The 18955-nt window shown below is 41.9% G+C and carries 17 protein-coding genes; 9 read left to right on the top strand and 8 right to left on the bottom strand.

Translation table 11 applies throughout. The features are described 5' to 3' along the window. Positions 1-101 precede the first annotated feature (101 nt). Positions 102-632 (top strand): ATP-binding protein, encoded by a 531-nt coding sequence (locus V7K76_RS12380; protein ID WP_334780555.1) that lies wholly within the window; start codon positions 102-104, stop codon positions 630-632. Between the two features lie 105 nt (positions 633-737). After that, a complete protein-coding gene (locus tag V7K76_RS12375) occupies positions 738-2210 on the top strand; it encodes an ATP-binding protein (RefSeq protein ID WP_334780556.1) in 1473 nt (490 codons plus the stop codon). Between the two features lie 52 nt (positions 2211-2262). On the opposite strand, the gene bchM is transcribed toward V7K76_RS12375, so the two are convergent. After that, the gene (gene bchM / locus V7K76_RS12370; RefSeq protein WP_334953518.1) at positions 2263-2949 is read right to left on the bottom strand and encodes a magnesium protoporphyrin IX methyltransferase; all 687 of its coding nucleotides are present in this window, start codon (positions 2947-2949) and stop codon (positions 2263-2265) included. A gap of 640 nt (positions 2950-3589) precedes the next feature. Continuing rightward, positions 3590-3910 (bottom strand): DMT family transporter, encoded by a 321-nt coding sequence (locus V7K76_RS12365; RefSeq protein ID WP_334780580.1) that lies wholly within the window; start codon positions 3908-3910, stop codon positions 3590-3592. Positions 3911-4227: 317 nt separating this feature from the next. Between V7K76_RS12365 and V7K76_RS12360 the strand changes: the two genes are divergently transcribed. Next, entirely contained in the window at positions 4228-5406 is a 1179-nt protein-coding gene (locus tag V7K76_RS12360; RefSeq protein ID WP_334953516.1) for a GNAT family N-acetyltransferase, read from the top strand. Between the two features lie 628 nt (positions 5407-6034). Here the strand turns inward: V7K76_RS12360 and gatB are convergent. Continuing rightward, complete coding sequence (gene gatB, locus V7K76_RS12355) at positions 6035-7510, bottom strand: Asp-tRNA(Asn)/Glu-tRNA(Gln) amidotransferase subunit GatB (protein WP_334780559.1); 1476 nt, start codon at positions 7508-7510, stop codon at positions 6035-6037. Positions 7511-7640: 130 nt separating this feature from the next. On the opposite strand from gatB, the gene V7K76_RS12350 reads away from it, so the two are divergent. The 4 genes from V7K76_RS12350 to V7K76_RS12335 all read left to right on the top strand — a co-directional run bounded on the left by V7K76_RS12350 (position 7641) and on the right by V7K76_RS12335 (position 10114). Next, a complete protein-coding gene (locus V7K76_RS12350; protein ID WP_334780560.1) occupies positions 7641-8165 on the top strand; it encodes a DNA topology modulation protein in 525 nt (174 codons plus the stop codon). Between the two features lie 643 nt (positions 8166-8808). Continuing rightward, entirely contained in the window at positions 8809-9354 is a 546-nt protein-coding gene (locus V7K76_RS12345; RefSeq protein ID WP_334780561.1) for a shikimate kinase, read from the top strand. A 20-nt stretch (positions 9355-9374) separates the two neighbouring features. After that, complete coding sequence (locus V7K76_RS12340; RefSeq protein WP_334780581.1) at positions 9375-9791, top strand: XisH family protein; 417 nt, start codon at positions 9375-9377, stop codon at positions 9789-9791. Then, a complete protein-coding gene (locus tag V7K76_RS12335) occupies positions 9779-10114 on the top strand; it encodes a XisI protein (protein WP_194042083.1) in 336 nt (111 codons plus the stop codon). Before V7K76_RS12340 ends, V7K76_RS12335 begins: the two co-directional genes overlap by 13 nt. A gap of 498 nt (positions 10115-10612) precedes the next feature. Here the strand turns inward: V7K76_RS12335 and V7K76_RS12330 are convergent, their stop codons facing one another. Both V7K76_RS12330 and V7K76_RS12325 read right to left on the bottom strand, forming a co-directional pair. After that, complete coding sequence (locus tag V7K76_RS12330) at positions 10613-11086, bottom strand: tetratricopeptide repeat protein (RefSeq protein ID WP_334780562.1); 474 nt, start codon at positions 11084-11086, stop codon at positions 10613-10615. A 3-nt stretch (positions 11087-11089) separates the two neighbouring features. After that, positions 11090-12076 carry a homogentisate phytyltransferase gene (locus V7K76_RS12325; protein ID WP_334780563.1) on the bottom strand — a complete coding sequence of 329 codons (987 nt, stop codon included), beginning with the start codon at positions 12074-12076 and terminating at the stop codon, positions 11090-11092. Between V7K76_RS12325 and V7K76_RS12320 the strand changes: the two genes are divergently transcribed. Beyond that, positions 12075-12437 (top strand): hypothetical protein, encoded by a 363-nt coding sequence (locus V7K76_RS12320; protein ID WP_334780564.1) that lies wholly within the window; start codon positions 12075-12077, stop codon positions 12435-12437. The two genes, V7K76_RS12325 and V7K76_RS12320, sit on opposite strands and share 2 nt — an antisense overlap. A 208-nt stretch (positions 12438-12645) precedes the next feature. Here V7K76_RS12320 and V7K76_RS12315 read toward each other — a convergent pair whose 3' ends face one another. The 3 genes from V7K76_RS12315 to V7K76_RS12305 all read right to left on the bottom strand — a co-directional run bounded on the left by V7K76_RS12315 (position 12646) and on the right by V7K76_RS12305 (position 17360). Continuing rightward, positions 12646-15027 (bottom strand): phosphoketolase family protein, encoded by a 2382-nt coding sequence (locus V7K76_RS12315; protein ID WP_334780565.1) that lies wholly within the window; start codon positions 15025-15027, stop codon positions 12646-12648. Between the two features lie 411 nt (positions 15028-15438). Next, complete coding sequence (rimM, locus tag V7K76_RS12310; protein ID WP_334780566.1) at positions 15439-16005, bottom strand: ribosome maturation factor RimM; 567 nt, start codon at positions 16003-16005, stop codon at positions 15439-15441. Positions 16006-16076: 71 nt separating this feature from the next. After that, positions 16077-17360 carry a valine--pyruvate transaminase gene (locus V7K76_RS12305; protein WP_334780567.1) on the bottom strand — a complete coding sequence of 428 codons (1284 nt, stop codon included), beginning with the start codon at positions 17358-17360 and terminating at the stop codon, positions 16077-16079. Positions 17361-17765: 405 nt separating this feature from the next. On the opposite strand from V7K76_RS12305, the gene V7K76_RS12300 reads away from it, so the two are divergent. Continuing rightward, positions 17766-18875: an S-(hydroxymethyl)glutathione dehydrogenase/class III alcohol dehydrogenase gene (locus V7K76_RS12300; protein WP_334780568.1), complete on the top strand. Its 1110-nt coding sequence runs from the start codon at positions 17766-17768 to the stop codon at positions 18873-18875. The last annotated feature ends 80 nt before the right edge of the window (positions 18876-18955 follow it).

Below are 18955 nucleotides of genomic sequence, written 5' to 3'. Positions count from 1 at the left end.
CACAAGAATGATGTTATCTCATCTCTAAAATTTATTTATCCTATAGTTTAAAAACTAATCAAGTTTTTTGTAGTTTAGTAAAAGTACTATGTGAAAATAATATGGTAAATGATAGCAAAAGAAACCCTTATATTATTGGTACTCCAATTGAAATCCCAGAAAAACTTTTTGGGCGAGAAACTATATTTGAAGACATAAAAGATAGTTTGCAACAAGATGCACAAGTTATCTTACTAAATGGTCAGCGACGTATAGGCAAATCTTCTGTTTTAAAAAATATTCCTCTTGTCGTCTCTAAAGATGAGTTGTTGTTTGTGCATTGCGATTTACAAGCTCATAGTCATGCAAGTTTAGGCGAAATTTTGTATGCGATCTTTCGTGAGATTTTTAAAGTTATTAATTTAGATACAAGTAACCTAGATATACTATTAAGTATAGATGTAGATATTCGCAGAATTATCAACAATAAACTACTGCCGATAGTTTATAACGCACTAGAAAATAGAAAGCTGATATTGTTGTTAGATGAGTTTGATGTTGTAACTCAAAACGATACAGAACAAACTTCAGGATTTTTACGTTTTTTAGACAATTTAGTGAAGCGGAATGAGTATAATATAATTTGTGGGTAACAACGACAAGTAAAATATTTTCCTTATTTTGTTGTACTGCAATAGCTTATGGGTATCTAGCTAAATAATCCCAGGCTGTTCAGTAGACCTATCGCAGATATTATCATGATACAACTAAAATCTCAGAGAAACCCTTATATTATCGGTCGTCCCATTAGTGAACCGGAAATATTTTTTGGGAGACAGGAGCAATTAGCGTTTATTGAAGAAAATCTGAGCCGAGGCGAGAAATTCATATTACTACACGGTCAACGACGTATAGGCAAGTCATCTCTACTTCAAAATATTCCTAAGATTGTCAAAGTAGATAAGTCTGCTTTTGTTAGTTTTGATTTAGAATATCATAGCCAAGAAAAGTTAGAAAATCTCTTAGAAAGTTTAGCAGAAACTATTGTCGAACAATTAAAAATAGATCCAGACAAAGTAGTAATACCAAAAGCCAAAGAGATAGAAGAACAAAAAGATATCTTTTGCACTAACTTTTTACCCCAAATCCACGAACATCTAAAAGAGACTAATTTGGTATTACTATTAGATGAATTTGATGCTTTAAATAATAAACATATAGGTGTAGGGCTTGAGTCACTATTCAAACAGTTAAAAAATATTGTTTATAAAAATCAAAGATTATTTGTAATTATATTTGCTGGAAGAAAACCGGCAGACATATCAAATTTACTAAAAATATTTCCCAAAGTACTGATTGCAGAAGTTGGGTTGCTAGATAAGGAAAGTATTGAGCAGTTAATTATCCAACCTGTTGCGGATTCTTTGAAATACGAACCAAAGGCCATAGAAGCAATTACCGATTTATCAGCAGGACATCCCTATTTTATTCAAATTTTATGTTTTGCAATTTTCAGTCGAGCTAGGGAACTAGAAAAATGGGAAGTTTCTGAAGAAGATGTAGAAATGATTATAGATAGGGCGGTTGAGCTTGCCGAAGCGGGTTTTGCATGGTATTGGGAGGCTTTATCTGTACCAGAGAAAGTAGTTTTTTCGGCGGTGGCTGAGGCGCAAAAAATAGCTATAGAAAAAAAAGACCAACAGCTAGAGAAAAACCCGTTGATGTTACTTCAAAGTCATAATGATGTCTTGTCAAGAGATTTGCAGAAAAAATTAACTAAAGAACTAGCATCAAAGGGGTTTTTAAATGAGCAAGGCAGTAAAGTTAAAATCGAATTAGTCCGGCGTTGGTTAATACAACGTCACCCGTTATGGCATGAGATTAGGGAATTAGAAAAACTAGATAAACAAGAAGTTAAATATACCTACGAAACTCTGAATCAAATACCTGAAACTAGCCAAAATCAAAAGCAAAGTAATATGACTCAAAGCGGTGCTTTGAGTCAACATCCTCAGAAGTCTGAACAAGATGTATCCTCTGTTAAAGCTTCTAAGGATAAAGTTCATCAGAATAGAGGAGAAATCTGGTTACTTACTGGAATTATTTTCTTAGGAGCAGCTGCGATCGCTACCTTTGTAATCATGTATAATTCTGCAAAGCCGAACAACAGTCATTTAGAGAAAAAACAAAGCTTGATGCCAACGGCAATATCTACCATATCTCAGGTTTGAGATTGTCAAATCGCAGCAAAGGTCTATCATATCCTTTGCTGCGATTTTAACTTTACTTGCGTGTAGCTTCCAGTAGGCGAGAAAAATAGAAGCGAGTCTTCGTCATTGCCCGTCTTTCCAAAGAAAAGCCATTACTTTCCAAGATTCTTACCACATCAGCCTCACGGTGCAAATATGCACGAGTGGCTTTACTTGGCCCAGGAAAGAAACTGCCAATTTTCTTGAGTATACTCAGGGTGCAGGTCTTTGGCGCAAAACTGAGAATTATCCGCGACTGTGCCAAAGAACAGAGGTGAGATATCATCTCATCGGCTTTTTCTTGAGGGTAATGAATAAGAACATCTAGACAAATAACAGTATGGTAGCTACCACTCAGCGATTCCAAATCCTGCACAGCAAAAGTGGGATTTTCATCATTTCCCAAGGTTTGCTTGGCTCTATCCCTGCCTTCTTCCACCATTTTTTCAGAAATATCGGTGGCATAGACTTTAGCACCATCTACCGCCAGGGGAATGCTGAGACTACCGACACCACACCCAGCATCACAGATTGATAGCTCTGGTAAATTGTTATCAGCCTTCAGCCAACCGAGAACTGTATCCACGGTTTGCTGGTGTCCATTGCGGATGTCTAGTTGGACTTTGTTGACTTCGCCATCGCCGTAGATTCGCTTCCAACGGTCAAACCCTGTGGAATTGAAATACTCGCGAACAATCGTTTTATCGTCGGCTGCGTTCATAAACTTTGATTTTTAGGGGTTCCCAATGCTTAAAATTATCATTGATAGGAACCCATAAGAGCGGTCTTCCAGATTTTTCTAGATGATAGTTTGCCGATAGGCAAGGATACTTACGTATATAGAGAAATTAGAGTGCCGAATTCTTGGGTAGATTTACATCTTGCACTTATTTTTCCATTGTCGTTTGTATAGCTGACCCTTTCATTTTTAGCATGATTCAAAACTTTTGTTTTTGCTTCTTCTAAGAACCTATCCCACTATTCTAAAAATCCTTAATTCTTTTCGTAAAATATAGTTCAATATGCTTGGTTTAAGGGCTACTGGCAACAATTTTAGGTTTTAAAGACGCGATAAATCGCCGTCTCTACAAGTGTTTTGGGTTTATCTGAACTGTATTGAATATAGTTTGGTTTTTTCGCGCCGACTTACTTATTCATTACAACAGCAACAAGCAGAATGAGCGGTTTTAGTTTATTTACCTCGTTTTATAATATTTACGAAGTATAGGACTCATATTTGATTTTTGAACAAAACTCAGTACACCTTTATTCCTTCTTCCCAGTCACTAGTCCCCAGTCCCCAGTCCCCAGTCCCTTACCTCTACGAGTGATTCAGAAATCAAATCGGATTGCTATATTTTTTATTGATTTGCATTTATGCCAATTACCCCTATGATTATTAAGGCAATCGACAAAAGTTTAATGAATGTGGCAGATTCACGAAACCAGATAATCCCAATAATAGCAATTAGAATAGTTCCCAATCCAGCCCAGACGGAATAAGCCACACTTACTTCAAGTCTCTTGAGAGCAATGGTCAAAAAAGTAAAACAAAATCCATAGCAGACAAATATTAATACTGAAGGAACTATTTTCGTAAATCCCTCCGATAACTTCATGCAGGTTGTGCCTGAAACCTCAAAGAGGATTGCGATGATGAGGTAAATCCAGCTTAGGAACATATTTTTTGTAAGTGGTTTGTTAAGAGCAACTGATGGGCGATGCACCACACCCTATCAATGTAAAAAACAGTACTGAAGCCACCCATTAACAAATACATTTAATTAAGTATAAGTCTATTGACCCCAGCAATCAAGTCAGAGGCTCATCAATTAATTGTTGGATTTTAGATTTATTCTGGTGTTAAATTGGGAGGCAACTCTTTAATTTTGAATCTTCAATTCCAAAATCCAAAATTTAAAATCTAAAATTCCGTAAAGCATTGAGGCAACGCCTGCTGTAGTATGATTGTGATTTTGTTCTACTAATGGTATGAGAGATGACGGCTCAATTTGAATACAGCACTCTTGCCGATTCACAAGATATCCAGCACCTTGGGCATATATTTGAGCAGTGTTTTATCAGCGCACTGGGAGGTGAGGAAGCTTATATCAATCTAATTGGCGTAGAAAATTTCCGTATTATTCGTGAGTCAGAGCAATTAATTGGTGGATTGGCAACTTTGGATATGGGCCAGTGGTGGGGTGGTTTGCGTGTACCAATGACAGGAATTGCAGTAGTGGGCATTGCTCCAGAGTATCGTGGTTCGGGAGCTGCGATCGCTCTTATGGAACAGACCCTCAAAGAACTTTATGCTAGGGGTATACCGCTCTCTGCTCTTTATCCAGCAGTTCAAGGCTTGTACCGAAAAGTCGGGTATGAACAGGGGGGTAGCTGGTGTAATTGGGAAGTTCCGACTAAAAGTATCCAATTGCGAGAGCAACCCCTAACTTTGCAACCAATATTTCCGCTAAATCATCAAGTCTTTCACCAACTATATCAGCAGCAGGCGAGACTAACGCATGGATATTTAGACCGACATCCAGCAATCTGGGAGCGCTTAATCCAGCCAGATGATAAAGAAACATTTTACGCATATTTTATCGGTACTAAAGAGAAACCCCAAGGATATATCCTCTTCAGTCAACATTCAACAGAAGATAGCACAATCCTGCGGGTCAAGGATTGGGTAATTCTCACAGTTGCGGCTGCACAATCATTCTGGTCTTTTCTGGCCAGTCATCGCTCTCAAATTGAGCAGGTGCGATGGAGAAGTTCTGTGAGCGATTCCTTGACATTGCTGCTACCAGAACAAACTGCCAAACTCAAACAGACGATGCGTTGGCTACTGCGGGTAGTAGATGTAGTCAAGGCATTGGAAATGCGTGGTTATCCATCGGGAATTCAAGCTGAATTGCACTTAGATATTCAAGATAATTTGCTAGATGCAAACAATGATAAATTCATCCTTTCCGTTGCCAATGGACGCGGTGAAGTTACAAAAGGTGGAAAGGGTGAATTACAGCTAGATATCAGAGAACTAGCACCACTGTATACAAGTTTGTTCACTCCCTACCATTTACAAATAGCCGGAAAACTACATGGGACAGAAACAGCTATATCAGCAGCTACACAAATATTTGCAGGTGCATCGCCTTGGGTGGCTGATTTCTTTTAAGGGGAGTGTATAAAATATCAGCGACTTCCAAATAAAAAAATATCTAACTTTTCTTGTGGGGTGGACATCTTGTCCGCCCTTATTTATGAGCAAGTGAGACCCCACCCCCGTGGGTTTCCAATTTCTTGAGTCCGCGCAGGCGGACGAAAGTTTGTGTAGCCGCGATTTCTAATCGCTAAGTATATTTGCCGTATTCAATTCTATCCGTAAATACCACAAAAATAAAATAAAAAAGAGAGCTACTTAAGCAGCTCTCCAGATCATCAGGGTGCATCTACTTACCACAGCATATCATTTTAGGTATGAGGGTTGTCACCAGCTTTTATATGAAGATTTTGTGAAGGAAGACCGGGAAAATACTTAAATTGGTCATGGGGCATGGGGTATTGGGCATTGAAAAGAGGCAGAGGGGTGCGGAGGGGAAAACTCTTCTCCCTTGCTTCTTCCCTGCTCCCTGCCTTATGCCAACAATAATTATTTACGCCTAACTACTTAAGCATTCAGTTGTAAAAAAATTGTAGGTTGGGTGGAGCGGAGCGCAACCCAACATATATAAGGATGTTGGGTTACGCAAAGCCTCCACCCAACCTACGTCCAATGAACTATTTTAAGCTTGCCATGCCACTACTTAAGCATTCAGTTTTTTCTCGACCAATTCGTTAGTCAGCTTAGGATCGGCACGTTTGCCTGTCTTTTTCAGAACTTGTCCGACAAAGAAGCCTTTGAGGTTGGTGTTACCGTTGCGATACTTTTCTAGTTCTTTGGGATTAGCGGCTATTACTTCATCAACGATAGGTTCCAGTACACTAGGATCGGTGATTAACTCTTGACCTGCAAAGGCTTTCTCAGGAGAAATACCACTTAGCAAATCTGGGAGCTTTTCTTTAGCTTGAGCATTGCTAATTTTGCCCGTTTCAATGCGAGTGATGATATCTGCTAAATTGGTGGGAGTCAGGGCGATTTCAGTAATACTGAGTTTTTGCTTATTGAGGTGGGCGGCGATATCTTGAGTAATCCAGTTAGCAGCGGCTTTGGGATTTGCTCCAGATGCGATCGCAGTTTCAAAATATTCGGCTATTGAACGATCTTCTGTCAACACTCTCGCATCGTAAGGGGAAAGCCCCAACTCACTTTCATAATGATGGCGTTTTTGGGCTGGTAATTCTGGTAGTTCGCTCCGCCATTGCTCTAATTGTGCATTTGACACCTCAATTGGTGCTAAATCTGGTTCGGGGAAGTAGCGATAATCGCTGGAACCTTCTTTCACCCGCATACTACTTGTGCGTTGAGCGCCTTCTTCCCAGAGACGAGTTTCTTGGATAATCCTCGCGCCTGCTTCGATGGCGGCGATTTGGCGCTCAATTTCGTAGTCAATTGCCCGTTGAATAGCGCTGAAGGAGTTCATGTTTTTAATTTCTACCTTGGTGCCAAATTCCTTTCGTCCCACTGGACGCACGGAAATGTTGACATCGCAGCGCAGAGATCCCTCCTGCATATTCCCGTCACTCACGCCGAGATACCGCACAATCCGGCGTAATTCTTCAGCATATTCAGCAGCTTCTAGCCCAGAACGCAGATCGGGTTCCGAGACAATTTCTACTAAGGGTATACCTGCGCGATTGTAGTCTACCAAAGAATAGGAAGAACCGGAGAGGCGATCGCTGCCTGCGTGTACCAATTTTCCCGCATCTTCTTCCATGTGCAGACGCGTGATACCAATGCGTTTGCGAATCGGATTACCCTCAGCATCTACCAACTCAATTTCTAACCAACCATGTTCTGCGATCGGTAGATCGTATTGAGAAATTTGGTAATTTTTGGGTAAATCTGGATAAAAATACTGTTTGCGGTCAAATTTACTATATTTAGCGATTTGACAATTTAGTGCCAAACCAGCCTTGACAGCGTATTCTAATACTTTTTCATTGAGTACAGGTAAAACCCCAGGTAAACCCATACAAATCGGGTCAATGTTAGTATTGGGGTCAGCACCGAATGCCGTAGAGCTATTAGAGAAAATCTTGGTGTTGGTACTTAGCTGACAATGGGTTTCTAAACCAATAATCGCTTCATACTCAGTTTTTACAGTCGTAGCAGTCGTCATAATATCAATAATTTGGGCATAATCCTTCTAGTGGTACTATTGTAGCGGCGTATTGAGTTGCCCTGAAGACGGTTATTTGGGTGAGCAATGCTTACCGTGTTGAGCTTGAAAAAGAAGGTGCGAACCTAAAGTGAAGAAAATCTTGATTATTGGTTCTGGGGGTGCTGGTAAATCTACCCTAGCCCGCGCACTGGGAAGCATTTTAGGTTTAGAAGTGATTCACTTGGATGCTTGGTACTGGAATCCTGGTTGGGTTGAGACTCCAAAAACTGAATGGCAAAGTATTATCCAAGACCTAACCCGACGAGAATCTTGGATTATGGATGGTAACTATGGCGGTACTCTCGACCTTCGTTTGTCGGTTGCAGATACGGTAATTTTTTTGGATTTTCCCCGAATTTTATGTTTGTCGCGAGTGATTAAACGCCGCTTCATCTATGCTGGACAATCCAGGCCTGATATGGCGTCACATTGTCCTGAAAGATTGAATTGGGAATTTCTCAAATATATCTGGTCATACCCAATTATCCGTCTTCCTGGAATTCTAGAAAAACTTAGTCAAGTAACACCAAACCAGCAAGTTATTATTCTCCGCAAACCAACAGAAGTCAGAGAGTTTTTACAAAATATTTCCCACGATAGGACTCATATTTGATTTTTGAAAAAACTCAGTACACCTTTATTCCTTCTTCCCAGTCCCCAGTCCCCATTCCCCAGTCCCTTACCTCTACGAGTGATTCAGAAATCAAAGACGCTCCTGCGTCGCTAACGCTGCGCTATCGAGCGTCGCGTCTGAATATTGGTTAAAACCGTACTTCTCTACGAGACGCTACCGCGAACGTCCCGCTACGCGCTAATGCCCCTGGTGGGCGAAAAAAATTAAAATATTCTCGCCTTAAAATTCTATTCCTTTATGGGTAGAGTATTCTGAATTCTGAATTCTGACTCCTGTTTTATTAAAAGTATCTGAAAAAATTGATAAACTATCACTATAGCATTTCCCGACTTAGTAAGGTACACCCGTAGGGGTACGGCAGTGCCCATTGGTGTCAGCTTAACGTGAAACCGCTTGTCCGCCGGGAATTGAAATTCCCGTATAATAGCTAAAGTCATCTGAAGATGACTAAATATCGCCAAAAATCTCTAGTCTACTTCAGTAGTGGGCATGGAAGCCAACAGATAAGCTATTTCCATCTGTCGCAGCTTAACTCAGGTATTGCTTGAATACGCACCTATGAGTCGTTAAGTTTATAATTTGAAACTGTGACTCAAAACTCATAATTGGAGCGAAGCAACTGGTGAGCAGCTTATTACAAGGAGTCAACCTGTACTTAATTGGGATTATGGGCGTTGGTAAGACGACGGTAGGGCGCTTACTAGCAAAGGAATTGGGTTATGGATTTGTGGATACCGATGATGTCATTGCCCAAGCGACAGGTAAATCTATCAATCAGTTATTTGCACAAGCTGGTGAAGCGGAGTTTCGCCAGTTAGAAAGCGACGTACTTTCAAAAGTTTGTGCTTTTACAAAGTTGACTATAGCAACTGGTGGGGGAATTGTTCTGCGGCGAGAAAATTGGGGTTACTTGCACCACGGTTTGATAGTGTGGCTAGATACGCCAGTTGAGATAATTTACAACCGTTTAGCTGAGGATACCACAAGACCATTGCTACAAGATGTTGATCCTCAAGGTAAATTGCGATCGCTCCTCGAACAACGAACACCACTTTATTCTCAAGCCGATTTGCACATCATCGAGCGAGAGGGAGATACACCTGAAGATGTTGCCAAGCGAATACTTGAGGCAATTCCTAGCATCCTGAAAAAAGCTGTTTCTCATTAATGGCGAATATTAATCTAACTGTGTCTGCAAAAGATATTTTTCATGAATCAGTTAAAAAAGCTTTGCAAAAAGAACAATGGATCGTTACGAGCGATCCATTAAAATTTAAATTTGGGGAAGTCAACTTCCAAATTGATTTAGGCGCAGAGAAAATAATTGCCGCAGAAAAAGGAAATGAAAAAATAGCAATTGAAATCAAAAGCTTTTTTAACCCCTCGGCAATAACAGATTTTTACTCCGCTTTGGGACAATTCCTTAGTTACTGTCTAGCATTAGCAGGATATGAACCAGAGCGAGTATTATACTTAGCAGTTCCATTGGATACTTACAAAATATTTTTTCAACTTGAATTTACTAAAACTGCGATAAAACAGTATCAGGTGTTGTTAATTGTTTATGAGCCGGAAAATGAGGTGATTGTACAGTGGATAAACTAGCGAAATATCAAGAATTGGTGAAAACATTGTTGACTAACTATGCCAGTGATGATGTCTCAGATAATGATGTCGAAGTTCAACTCATTTTAGACACAGAACGCAATCATTATCAATGGATGAATGTCGGTTGGCAAGGATTTAATCGTATTTATCGATGCGTAATGCATTTTGATATTAAAGATGGCAAAATCTGGCTGCAACAGAATTTAACCGATCGCAATCCAGCAGAGGAATTAGTGATGATGGGAGTACCACGAGAGGATATTGTCTTGGGTTTGCAAGCTCCATACAAGCGTCAGTATACAGATTATGGCGTAGCGTAAGGCGATCGCTCTTTTCGATTACCTACGAAAGTTAATATTTATCTTGGAGTTTAATGCAGTGATATATTCATTTGCTCATCCTGCATTTTTACTACCACCATCTTCAGATTTTAGCAATTTTCTAGATGTTATGCCACTTGCATGTTAGTGTGTGTTACGGAGTGTTGAGTTTCATTACATCAAATAGATGCATCCACTTTTGGAATAAACATAATTATTTAGTGCGAGAAAACCAACTACATGGGTTGTCTAAAAAAGACTATCTGCCAAAACCGGATGCTCTCCATAAAAATTAACCAGCCGAGTAACGCACCATTCTTAAGGATTTGGTGCGTTACACTACGCTGTCGCTAACGAACCCTACGTATCTGTTCAAAAATCAAATAGTAGTCCTATAGGAAATTCCCAAATAAAAACCATTCTCACCATAATGATGAGAATGGCAAAAAATTAGGAGACAAGAACAGGAAAATTTAATCTTCGCAATTCTCATTCAACTTAAGATTCACTTGACTTAACACTCATTTTATCTAACAGTTTAGTGATTTTTTGAGCTTTTTCAGCTTGTCGCTGTTTTTGTAATAAATCTTTAGCTTGTATCAGGTTAGTTTTCGCTTCTTCTTCTCGCTTTTGCTGCATGAGAATGTTTGCCAGACGCAAGTAAGCATCAGGATTTTTTGGACTGCGGCGAATTACTTCTTGGAATAATTCTGTTGCTTCTTCTACTTGTCCTTGCTGGTTTAAAACATCTCCCAAAAACAAGCGCACCACATCATTTGTAGAGTTGATGGAAATCACTTTGCGAAAGGCTGCTTCTGCACCTTGGTAATCTTTTGCTTGAGCAAGATTGATGCCTTTTTGAAATAAGTCTGAGGTTATCAAAGTTTTCCAAGCGAAATAACCAAGGATTGACAGACTGAGAACAACTACAATAGCAGCGATAATCGAACTAGTGGGAAAGGTTTCTAGCATTGTCTAAGCCAAAAGACAGGCGATAGGAAAAATCAGATATTCCATAAAAAAGAGTTTCCAGATAAATTGGTAGAATTGAGCGATCGCACTTTTATCTTGTAAGTCTACCGTCAAACTCCGCAACCACAGCCAAGCCAACAGCCCCAAATGAGTAACTATCAAGAATATGGGGTTAACTGAGGCGACACGTAGCACCCCAACCAGAATAATTCCCAAATAGCAGGCAGTTATTACCCAAAGAGACAGATTAAACACAGCTTGCGAGCCGAGTTTGATGGTGAAAGTAGTAATATTGTAGAGGCGATCGCCTTCCATATCGGGGATATCTTTAAAGATCGCGATCGCAAAGGTAAACACCAAAATAAATAACGTCAGCACCCATACCACAGGCGGAATTGTTTGGCTTTGGTGCAACGCCCAACTGTAATGCAGATATAACCCTAAATTCACAATCGTACCGCGCACCGAAAAAATACACAGCGCCGCCCAAACGGGAAACTGTTTCAAGCGAATTGGCGGTAAAGAATAAGCAGTACCAATGGCCAAACTAATCGCCACCATCCCCAATAAGAACGGGCCAGTTAGCCACGCCACAACTAGCGCCAAAATCCCACTAGAAGCAACAATCAATTGCCCAGTTTGCTGAGAAAACTCACCAGATGCTAGGGGTAAATGAGGCTTATTAATCTTGTCAATTTCCACATCTTCTAATTGATTCAGCCCCACAATGTAGACATTGCCACACAGACAAGCAATCCATGCGCCCAACAAAGGTAGTAGGGAATACGTTGTTGTAGAGACGCGATTCATCGCGTCTGTATTTATCGCACCTGTACTAATGGCAACGGCAATTAAATATAAACCTAAAACACTCAGACTTGTACCAATAATTGTGTGCGGGCGAGAGAATTTCCAGAAAGCGTATAACCACTGGAAATATGATTGAACGGGTTTGCCTGATAAAGGGCTGTTTTGAGAACTCTGGCTCATGAGTAGCTTAAATACTGTATTCTGGCTAGTTGTTAATCATTGTTACAGAATTTGGTCATTAACAAGAGCCAAAGACCTACATAGTATTTATATTTTGGGTTCTTCAGTACCTTTTATCCTAAAGTTCCAGTTAAAAATCTCAGAAGTCTTGCTATATAAGGGAATTATCAAACAGAATTCAGGAGTCAGGAGCCAGAATGGGCTAAACGCCCCGCTACCGCTAACAGAATTGAATTCTGTGCGACTGGCGGATAGCGCCGGCGGCAAGCGAGTCTTCTCCCAAGGGGAGACGCTAAGAGCGAACGAGCGTCTTGATTCTGACCGGAGGCGGAGCATCTCCGGCTCCGCTCCTGAATTCTGACTTCTGAATTCAGGAGTCAGAATTCTTCTTCAAGCTTATTTTCTGAGATTATTTTAATATTGCCTCTTTCCCCTGTTCCCTTGTGGTTTCCTGACTTGTAGTACGTGGCATTTGAGGAACTTAGAGAATCTCTTCTGCGTAAGTTATAAAAAAAAGGGAGAAGCAGGGAGAAAAGTTTCCCCTCTGCCTCTTTCCCCTCTATCTCCTTTTAATAAGGCCACTTCCAATCGCGGATTTCCGGCACATCATCGCCGTACTTCTCAATATAGTGCTTGTGTTCAATCAGCTTATCCTGCATCTGCTGTTTCACATAAGCTGCCTTAGATCCTAGTTTGGGGACGCGATCGATTACATCAATTACTAAATGGAAGCGATCTAAATCGTTGAGAACAACCATATCAAAAGGAGTAGTGGTAGTTCCCTCTTCCTTGTAGCCACGCACATGGATGTTTTTATGATTAGTGTGGCGGTAGGTTAAGCGATGAATCAGCCAGGGATAGCCATGAAAGGCAAAGATAACGGGTTTGTCGGTGGTGAAAATTGTGTCAAAGTCTTTTTCACTCAAACCGTGGGGATGTTCGCTTTTTGGCTGGAGTGTCATCAAATCGACTACGTTCACTACCCGCACTTTTAAATCTGCGAAATTCTGACGCAAGATGTCTACAGTCGCCAAGGTTTCTAAGGTGGGAACATCCCCAGCACAAGCTAGCACTACATCTGGATCGCCGCCTTCGTCGTTGCTTGCCCATTCCCAAATGCCGATGCCTTTGGTGCAGTGCTTGATGGCTGCATCTATGTTGAGATATTGCAATGCTGGCTGTTTTCCAGCAATGATGACGTTAACGTAGTTGCGGCTTTTAAGACAATGGTCAGTTACCGACAGCAGAGTGTTGGCATCGGGGGGCAAATAGACGCGAACAATCTCGGCTTTTTTGTTGAGTACATGGTCGATAAAACCAGGGTCTTGGTGGGAGAAGCCGTTATGGTCTTGTCGCCAAACGTGAGAGGTGAGTAGGTAATTGAGAGAAGCGATCGGTCTACGCCAGGGAATATGTTTGGTGGTTTTCAACCATTTGGCGTGTTGGTTGAACATGGAATCAATGATGTGGATGAATGCCTCGTAGCAAGTGAAAAATCCGTGACGCCCGGTGAGGAGGTAGCCTTCTAACCATCCTTGGCAAGAAGTTTCGCTGAGAACTTCCATCACCCGACCGTCGGGGGAAAGGTGGTCATCTTCGGGGTAAATTTCGGCTTCCCAAACCCGATCTGTAACTTCTAACACAGGGTCTAGACGATTCGATGCTAATTCGTCGGGCGCAAAGATGCGGAAATTGCGACTTTCTTGGTTAAGTCGCATGATATCCCGCAGGAATTTGCCGGTCACTTTGGTAGCTTCGGCGATCGCCTTCCCTGGTTCAGCAACATCTACAGCATAGTCTTGAAAGTCCGGGATATTGAGGTCATGCAGCAAAATACCGCCGTTGGCGTGGGGATTATCACCCATACGTCGATGCTTTTTGGGGGCTAGTTCTGCTAGTTCGGGAATCAGTGTGCCGTTAGCGTCGAAGAGTTCTTCTGGTTTGTAACTCTTCATCCAATCTTCTAGAAGTCTTAGGTGTTCTGGCTGTTTTGCTATGTTGCTTAAGGGGACTTGGTGCGATCGCCAAGAACCTTCAGTTTTTTTGCCATCCACTTCTTTAGGCCCTGTCCAACCTTTGGGGGTTCGCATGACAATCATCGGCCACTGGGGACGTTCAGTGAAACCATGTACGCGGGCTTCTCTTTGAATACTTTGAATTTCAGCGATCGCTGTTTCTAGAGTCGCCGCCATCTGCTGGTGAACATCTGCGGGATCGTCACCTTCAACAAAGTATGGTTTGTAGCCGTAACCTACAAATAAACTCTCCAACTCCTCACGGCTAATTCGTGCGAGTGTCGTTGGGTTAGCAATTTTATACCCATTCAGGTGCAGAATCGGCAATACAGCACCATCACGTATAGGATTAAGAAACTTGTTGGAATGCCAGCTAGTGGCTAAAGCACCTGTTTCAGCTTCGCCGTCACCGACAACAGCAGCAACAATTAAATCAGGGTTATCAAAGGCAGCACCGAAAGCGTGGACAAGGGCATAACCTAGTTCCCCGCCTTCGTGGATCGAACCAGGAGTTTCCGGTGCAACGTGACTAGGAATACCACCGGGAAAAGAGAACTGTTTAAAAAGTTTCTTGATTCCTTCAGCATCCTGGGAAATGTTGTGGTAATACTCGGTATAAGTGCCTTCTAAGTAGGTGTTGGCAACCAGTCCAGGGCCTCCATGACCGGGGCCAGCAATGTAGATTGTGTTTAGGTCATATTTCTTAATGAGCCGATTCAGGTGAACATAGATAAAGTTCAGCCCTGGCGTTGTTCCCCAGTGCCCTAAAAGTCTGGGTTTGACGTGTTCCAGCTTTAGGGGTTCTCTTAGTAGCGGATTGTCCAGTAGATATATTTGCCCAACGGAAAGATAGTTAGCTGCACGCCAGTAGGCGTTTATCTTTTGTAATTCTTCATCTGTTAAAGGCTTTGTTTGTGGAGTCGTTGCTAATGTCATTATCGACACTCCATTACAAAAAGGATTTTGGCGAACTCATCAGTAAGTGATTATACTTTTTTTCCAGATGATGGCCATCTACCCATGATGATTTTTTCCACCCTTCTTGACTAAACAAGGTAAAAGTAAAAAGTAAAAAGGCAAAAGAAAGAAAAAGAAAAATGGTTTGAGAGCAACTAAATTTATTTATGGAATGAAATAAAAACATTTATTTCGAGATGCACTGGCTTGCACAAGTTAAAACTTATACTATTTCCTTATGAGGGTGTGCCAAACCCTTTTAACTTCTTTCTTTCTTTGTGTCCTTCTCTGACGAGACGCTGCGCGAATGCGTCCTTTGCGGTTCGTTTTCTTCCTTGTACTTAAATATGGTTTAGCGCATCTTCATACAGAAGCAGATCAAGGAATAACCTAATTATTAATTTCCAATAACCCAGGCGGTGGTGTGATTTCAATACGATTAGATTTCAAGTCTACTATTGGTGCGATCGCTTCCACAAAAGGAATCAAAACAGTCTTTTGCTTTTTGTCGCCAGCAAATGATTCATGGAACTTTACTTCTAACAAATCATTACCAGCCGGGATAATATCTACCACTGTACCAACGAGTTCGCCAGATACCTGCATGAAGACTTCCAAACCAATCAAATCGAGGACATGATATTCATCTTCGCCTAATTGGGGGCGATCGCTAGCTGGCACCATTAATGTACAACCGCGCAACGCCTCCGCCTGGTCGCAATTTTCTACACCAGCTAATTTGATCACATACAAGTTTTTGTTACTGATATAACGTCCTGTCAATAATTCGATTGGTTGTGGTTCTGTGTCACCTGAACGCAACAACCAACGTTTTCCCGGCACCTCAAATCTTTCGGGAAAGTCTGATACAGGATAAACCCGCAATTCTCCAGACAATCCTTGAGGGGCAACAATTTTACCAATTTCTAGCCAATTATCTGATTTGTCATTTGTCATTTGTCATTTGTCATTTTTTATTGCTTATTTTTCCCTTGTCTCACTCAGCACTCAGCACTCAGCACTCAACACTAGGCAGTCACAGCCGCACGCTTATAAGCTTCTTCAGCCACCTTGGCTAAACGTTGCATGGCAGTGGCAATTTCCTCATCACTGCCGGTGAGGCTGATGCGGAAGCATTGGTGCTTGTGTGCCCATTCTTCTTCTAAACCGGGGAAGAAGGTACTTCCAGGGACAATAATCACACCTACTTGCTTTAATTGTTGGTAGAATTCCCAGTCAGCGATGGGTAAATCCTCTAACCACAACCAAGCAAAAATTGCTCCTTCACCGCGATGGAGGAACCAAGGTAAATCCTTGGGCATCGCTTCTTCTAAGCTGGTTTCTAAAACGGTAAATTTATTTTGGTAAAAGGGACGGATGACAGTATGAGAAATTTCAACTAAGCGGCCAGAATTGATTGCATAAGCTGCGATCGCTTGGCCGTAACGTGAAGAATGGAGACTCATATTTGCCTGAAAACACTCCAGCACTTCAATCCACTTTTCATCCCCAATGGCAATACCAATTCTTTCTCCTGGTAATCCGGCTTTCGATAAACTCAGGCAGTGGAGGATATTCTCACCAAACACTGGTGTCATTTCGGTAAAGTTTAATGCGGGGAAGGGAGGCGCATAAGCGGAGTCAATTAACACGGGTAAATTGTAAGGTGCAGCCAGGGCGGCAATCTTTTTCACCTCATCATCAGTGAGGACGTTACCAGTAGGATTACAGGGGCGAGAGAAAAGGACACAACCAGTATTTTCTGTAATCGTAAGTTTGCTGAAGTCGGGGCGATATTTAAATCGGTGGGCAGCTGCATCAATATCGAGAGTTGGTTTGTAGGCAGTTAAGGCTTTTGGAACTAAGCAGATACCACCGTAACCTGTGTAGTCAGGGCTGAGGGGCAAAACGATTTGTTTTAACTCGCCACTGGGGGTGTAGCCACCGAAGGTATTGGCAGCGTAGAAGTAGAGGGTTTGACTGCCGGGGGTAATCAGGATATTGCGATCGCTCAAGTTTAACCCGTAGCGTTTGTTAAAATCGTTAGCGATCGCTTCAATCAATGGTGCATAACCCTGACTTGAGCCGTAGCGGCAAACTACCTCACCATATTCTGAACTAGCAAGAAGTTGTGCAGTACAATCCCGCCATAATTGCTCTACCTCTGGCAAAATCAACGGATTACCAGCACTCAAATTAATAAACTGCTGCCCTGCACCCGCTCGTAATGTTTCGATAATATCCTTCATGATTGCTCTGACGCCAGTCAGGTTGGACATTTGAGCGCCGATTTGAGTTAGGGCAGGGTTCATAAGCTGTAATAAAATATATTAATTGAGGGGTGGACAAATTATTTGGGGTTTGCTGCTGACATCCAGTTTACATCGTTGTTAAAGCAGCTGTTACCACCTTTAACCAATCTAGCTAGAGAATGATATTTTAACAAAGGTAATAATATTTATCGTTCTAGTGGCGATCGTGCTGAGTAAATCCAATGAAGTAATACAAAAGTTTATCATGTGTTTAATATTTATGAGGGGACTGGATACTGGGGACTGGAGATTGGGGACTGGGGAATGGGGAGATGAGGGAGTGTGGGGAGATGAGGGAGATGAGAATTTTGCTTCCCTCTCCTCCCACACCCCCCACACCCCCCACACCCCCCACACCTCCCAATGCCCCATGCCTAATGAAAAAACTATACAGGAGCGCTGACATTGCAAGTTAAAGCAGCAGTAGCTTACAGTGCAGGTAAGCCGTTGACGATTGAAACCGTTCAACTATCGGGGCCACAAGCCGGCGAAGTGTTAGTTGAAGTGAAAGCAAGCGGGGTTTGTCATACCGACGCTTTTACCTTATCTGGTGACGATCCCGAAGGTTTGTTTCCGGCTATTTTGGGACATGAAGGTGCTGGTGTGGTTGTGGAAGTAGGCGCTGGTGTCACTAGTCTCAAACCAGGGGATCATGTGATTCCTCTCTACACTCCCGAATGCCGTCAATGTGAATATTGTCTGAGTTTCAAAACTAATCTCTGTCAAGCCATTCGCCTAACTCAAGGACGCGGTGTGATGCCCGATGGCACCAGTCGCTTTAGTGTGGATGGGCAGATGATTCATCATTATATGGGTACATCCACTTTTGCTAACTATACGGTGCTGCCGGAAATCGCCTTAGCAAAAATTCGCGAAGATGCCCCATTTGATAAGGTTTGTTACATTGGCTGCGGTGTGACTACTGGTATTGGTGCAGTCATCAATACTGCCAAGGTGGAACCTGGGGCAAATGTCGTGGTTTTCGGTTTGGGTGGTATAGGTTTAAATGTCATCCAAGGGGCGCGGATGGTAGGGGCAAATATGATTGTCGGGGTAGATATTAATCCCAACAAACGCGCCTTGGCGGAAAAATTTGGTATGACGCACTTTGTCAATCCTCAAGAAGTAGAGGGTGATTTAGTTCCCTATCTGGTTGATTTAACAAAAGGCGGTGCTGATTACAGCTTTGAATGTATTGGTAATGTCAAATTGATGCGTCAAGCATTAGAATGCTGTCATAAAGGTTGGGGTGTGAGCGTGATTATCGGTGTTGCTGGTGCTGGACAGGAAATCAGTACTCGTCCTTTTCAGCTAGTAACTGGGCGCGTTTGGAAAGGTTCAGCTTTCGGTGGCGCTAGAGGCCGTACAGATGTGCCAAAAATTGTTGATTGGTATATGGAAGGTAAGATAAATATTGATGATTTGATTACCCATGTAATGCCCATTGAGCAAATTAATGATGCTTTTGAATTGATGCACAAAGGTGAATCAATTCGCAGTGTGGTAACTTTTTAATTTGTAATTCGTAATACTCGCCTCCGGCGAGAAGCAAGCTACGTAATTCGTAATTTTTGACTGATGCTTACGCAGATAGT

This window comes from Nostoc sp., assembly GCF_036917975.1.
Taxonomy (GTDB): domain Bacteria; phylum Cyanobacteriota; class Cyanobacteriia; order Cyanobacteriales; family Nostocaceae; genus Nostoc.
The sequence above is the reverse complement of the archived record's forward strand: the minus strand, read 5'-3'. Positions and strand labels throughout refer to the sequence as shown.

Coding starts and splice junctions, on each gene's coding strand:
- V7K76_RS12380 (WP_334780555.1), top strand. CDS start 102: ATGGTAAATGATAGCAAAAGAAACCCTTATATTATTGGTACTCCAATT.
- V7K76_RS12375 (WP_334780556.1), top strand. CDS start 738: ATGATACAACTAAAATCTCAGAGAAACCCTTATATTATCGGTCGTCCC.
- bchM (WP_334953518.1), bottom strand. CDS start 2,949: ATGAACGCAGCCGACGATAAAACGATTGTTCGCGAGTATTTCAATTCC.
- V7K76_RS12365 (WP_334780580.1), bottom strand. CDS start 3,910: ATGTTCCTAAGCTGGATTTACCTCATCATCGCAATCCTCTTTGAGGTT.
- V7K76_RS12360 (WP_334953516.1), top strand. CDS start 4,228: ATGACGGCTCAATTTGAATACAGCACTCTTGCCGATTCACAAGATATC.
- gatB (WP_334780559.1), bottom strand. CDS start 7,510: ATGACGACTGCTACGACTGTAAAAACTGAGTATGAAGCGATTATTGGT.
- V7K76_RS12330 (WP_334780562.1), bottom strand. CDS start 11,086: ATGCTAGAAACCTTTCCCACTAGTTCGATTATCGCTGCTATTGTAGTT.
- V7K76_RS12320 (WP_334780564.1), top strand. CDS start 12,075: ATGAGTAGCTTAAATACTGTATTCTGGCTAGTTGTTAATCATTGTTAC.
- V7K76_RS12325 (WP_334780563.1), bottom strand. CDS start 12,076: ATGAGCCAGAGTTCTCAAAACAGCCCTTTATCAGGCAAACCCGTTCAA.
- V7K76_RS12315 (WP_334780565.1), bottom strand. CDS start 15,027: ATGACATTAGCAACGACTCCACAAACAAAGCCTTTAACAGATGAAGAA.
- rimM (WP_334780566.1), bottom strand. CDS start 16,005: ATGACAAATGACAAATCAGATAATTGGCTAGAAATTGGTAAAATTGTT.
- V7K76_RS12305 (WP_334780567.1), bottom strand. CDS start 17,360: ATGAACCCTGCCCTAACTCAAATCGGCGCTCAAATGTCCAACCTGACT.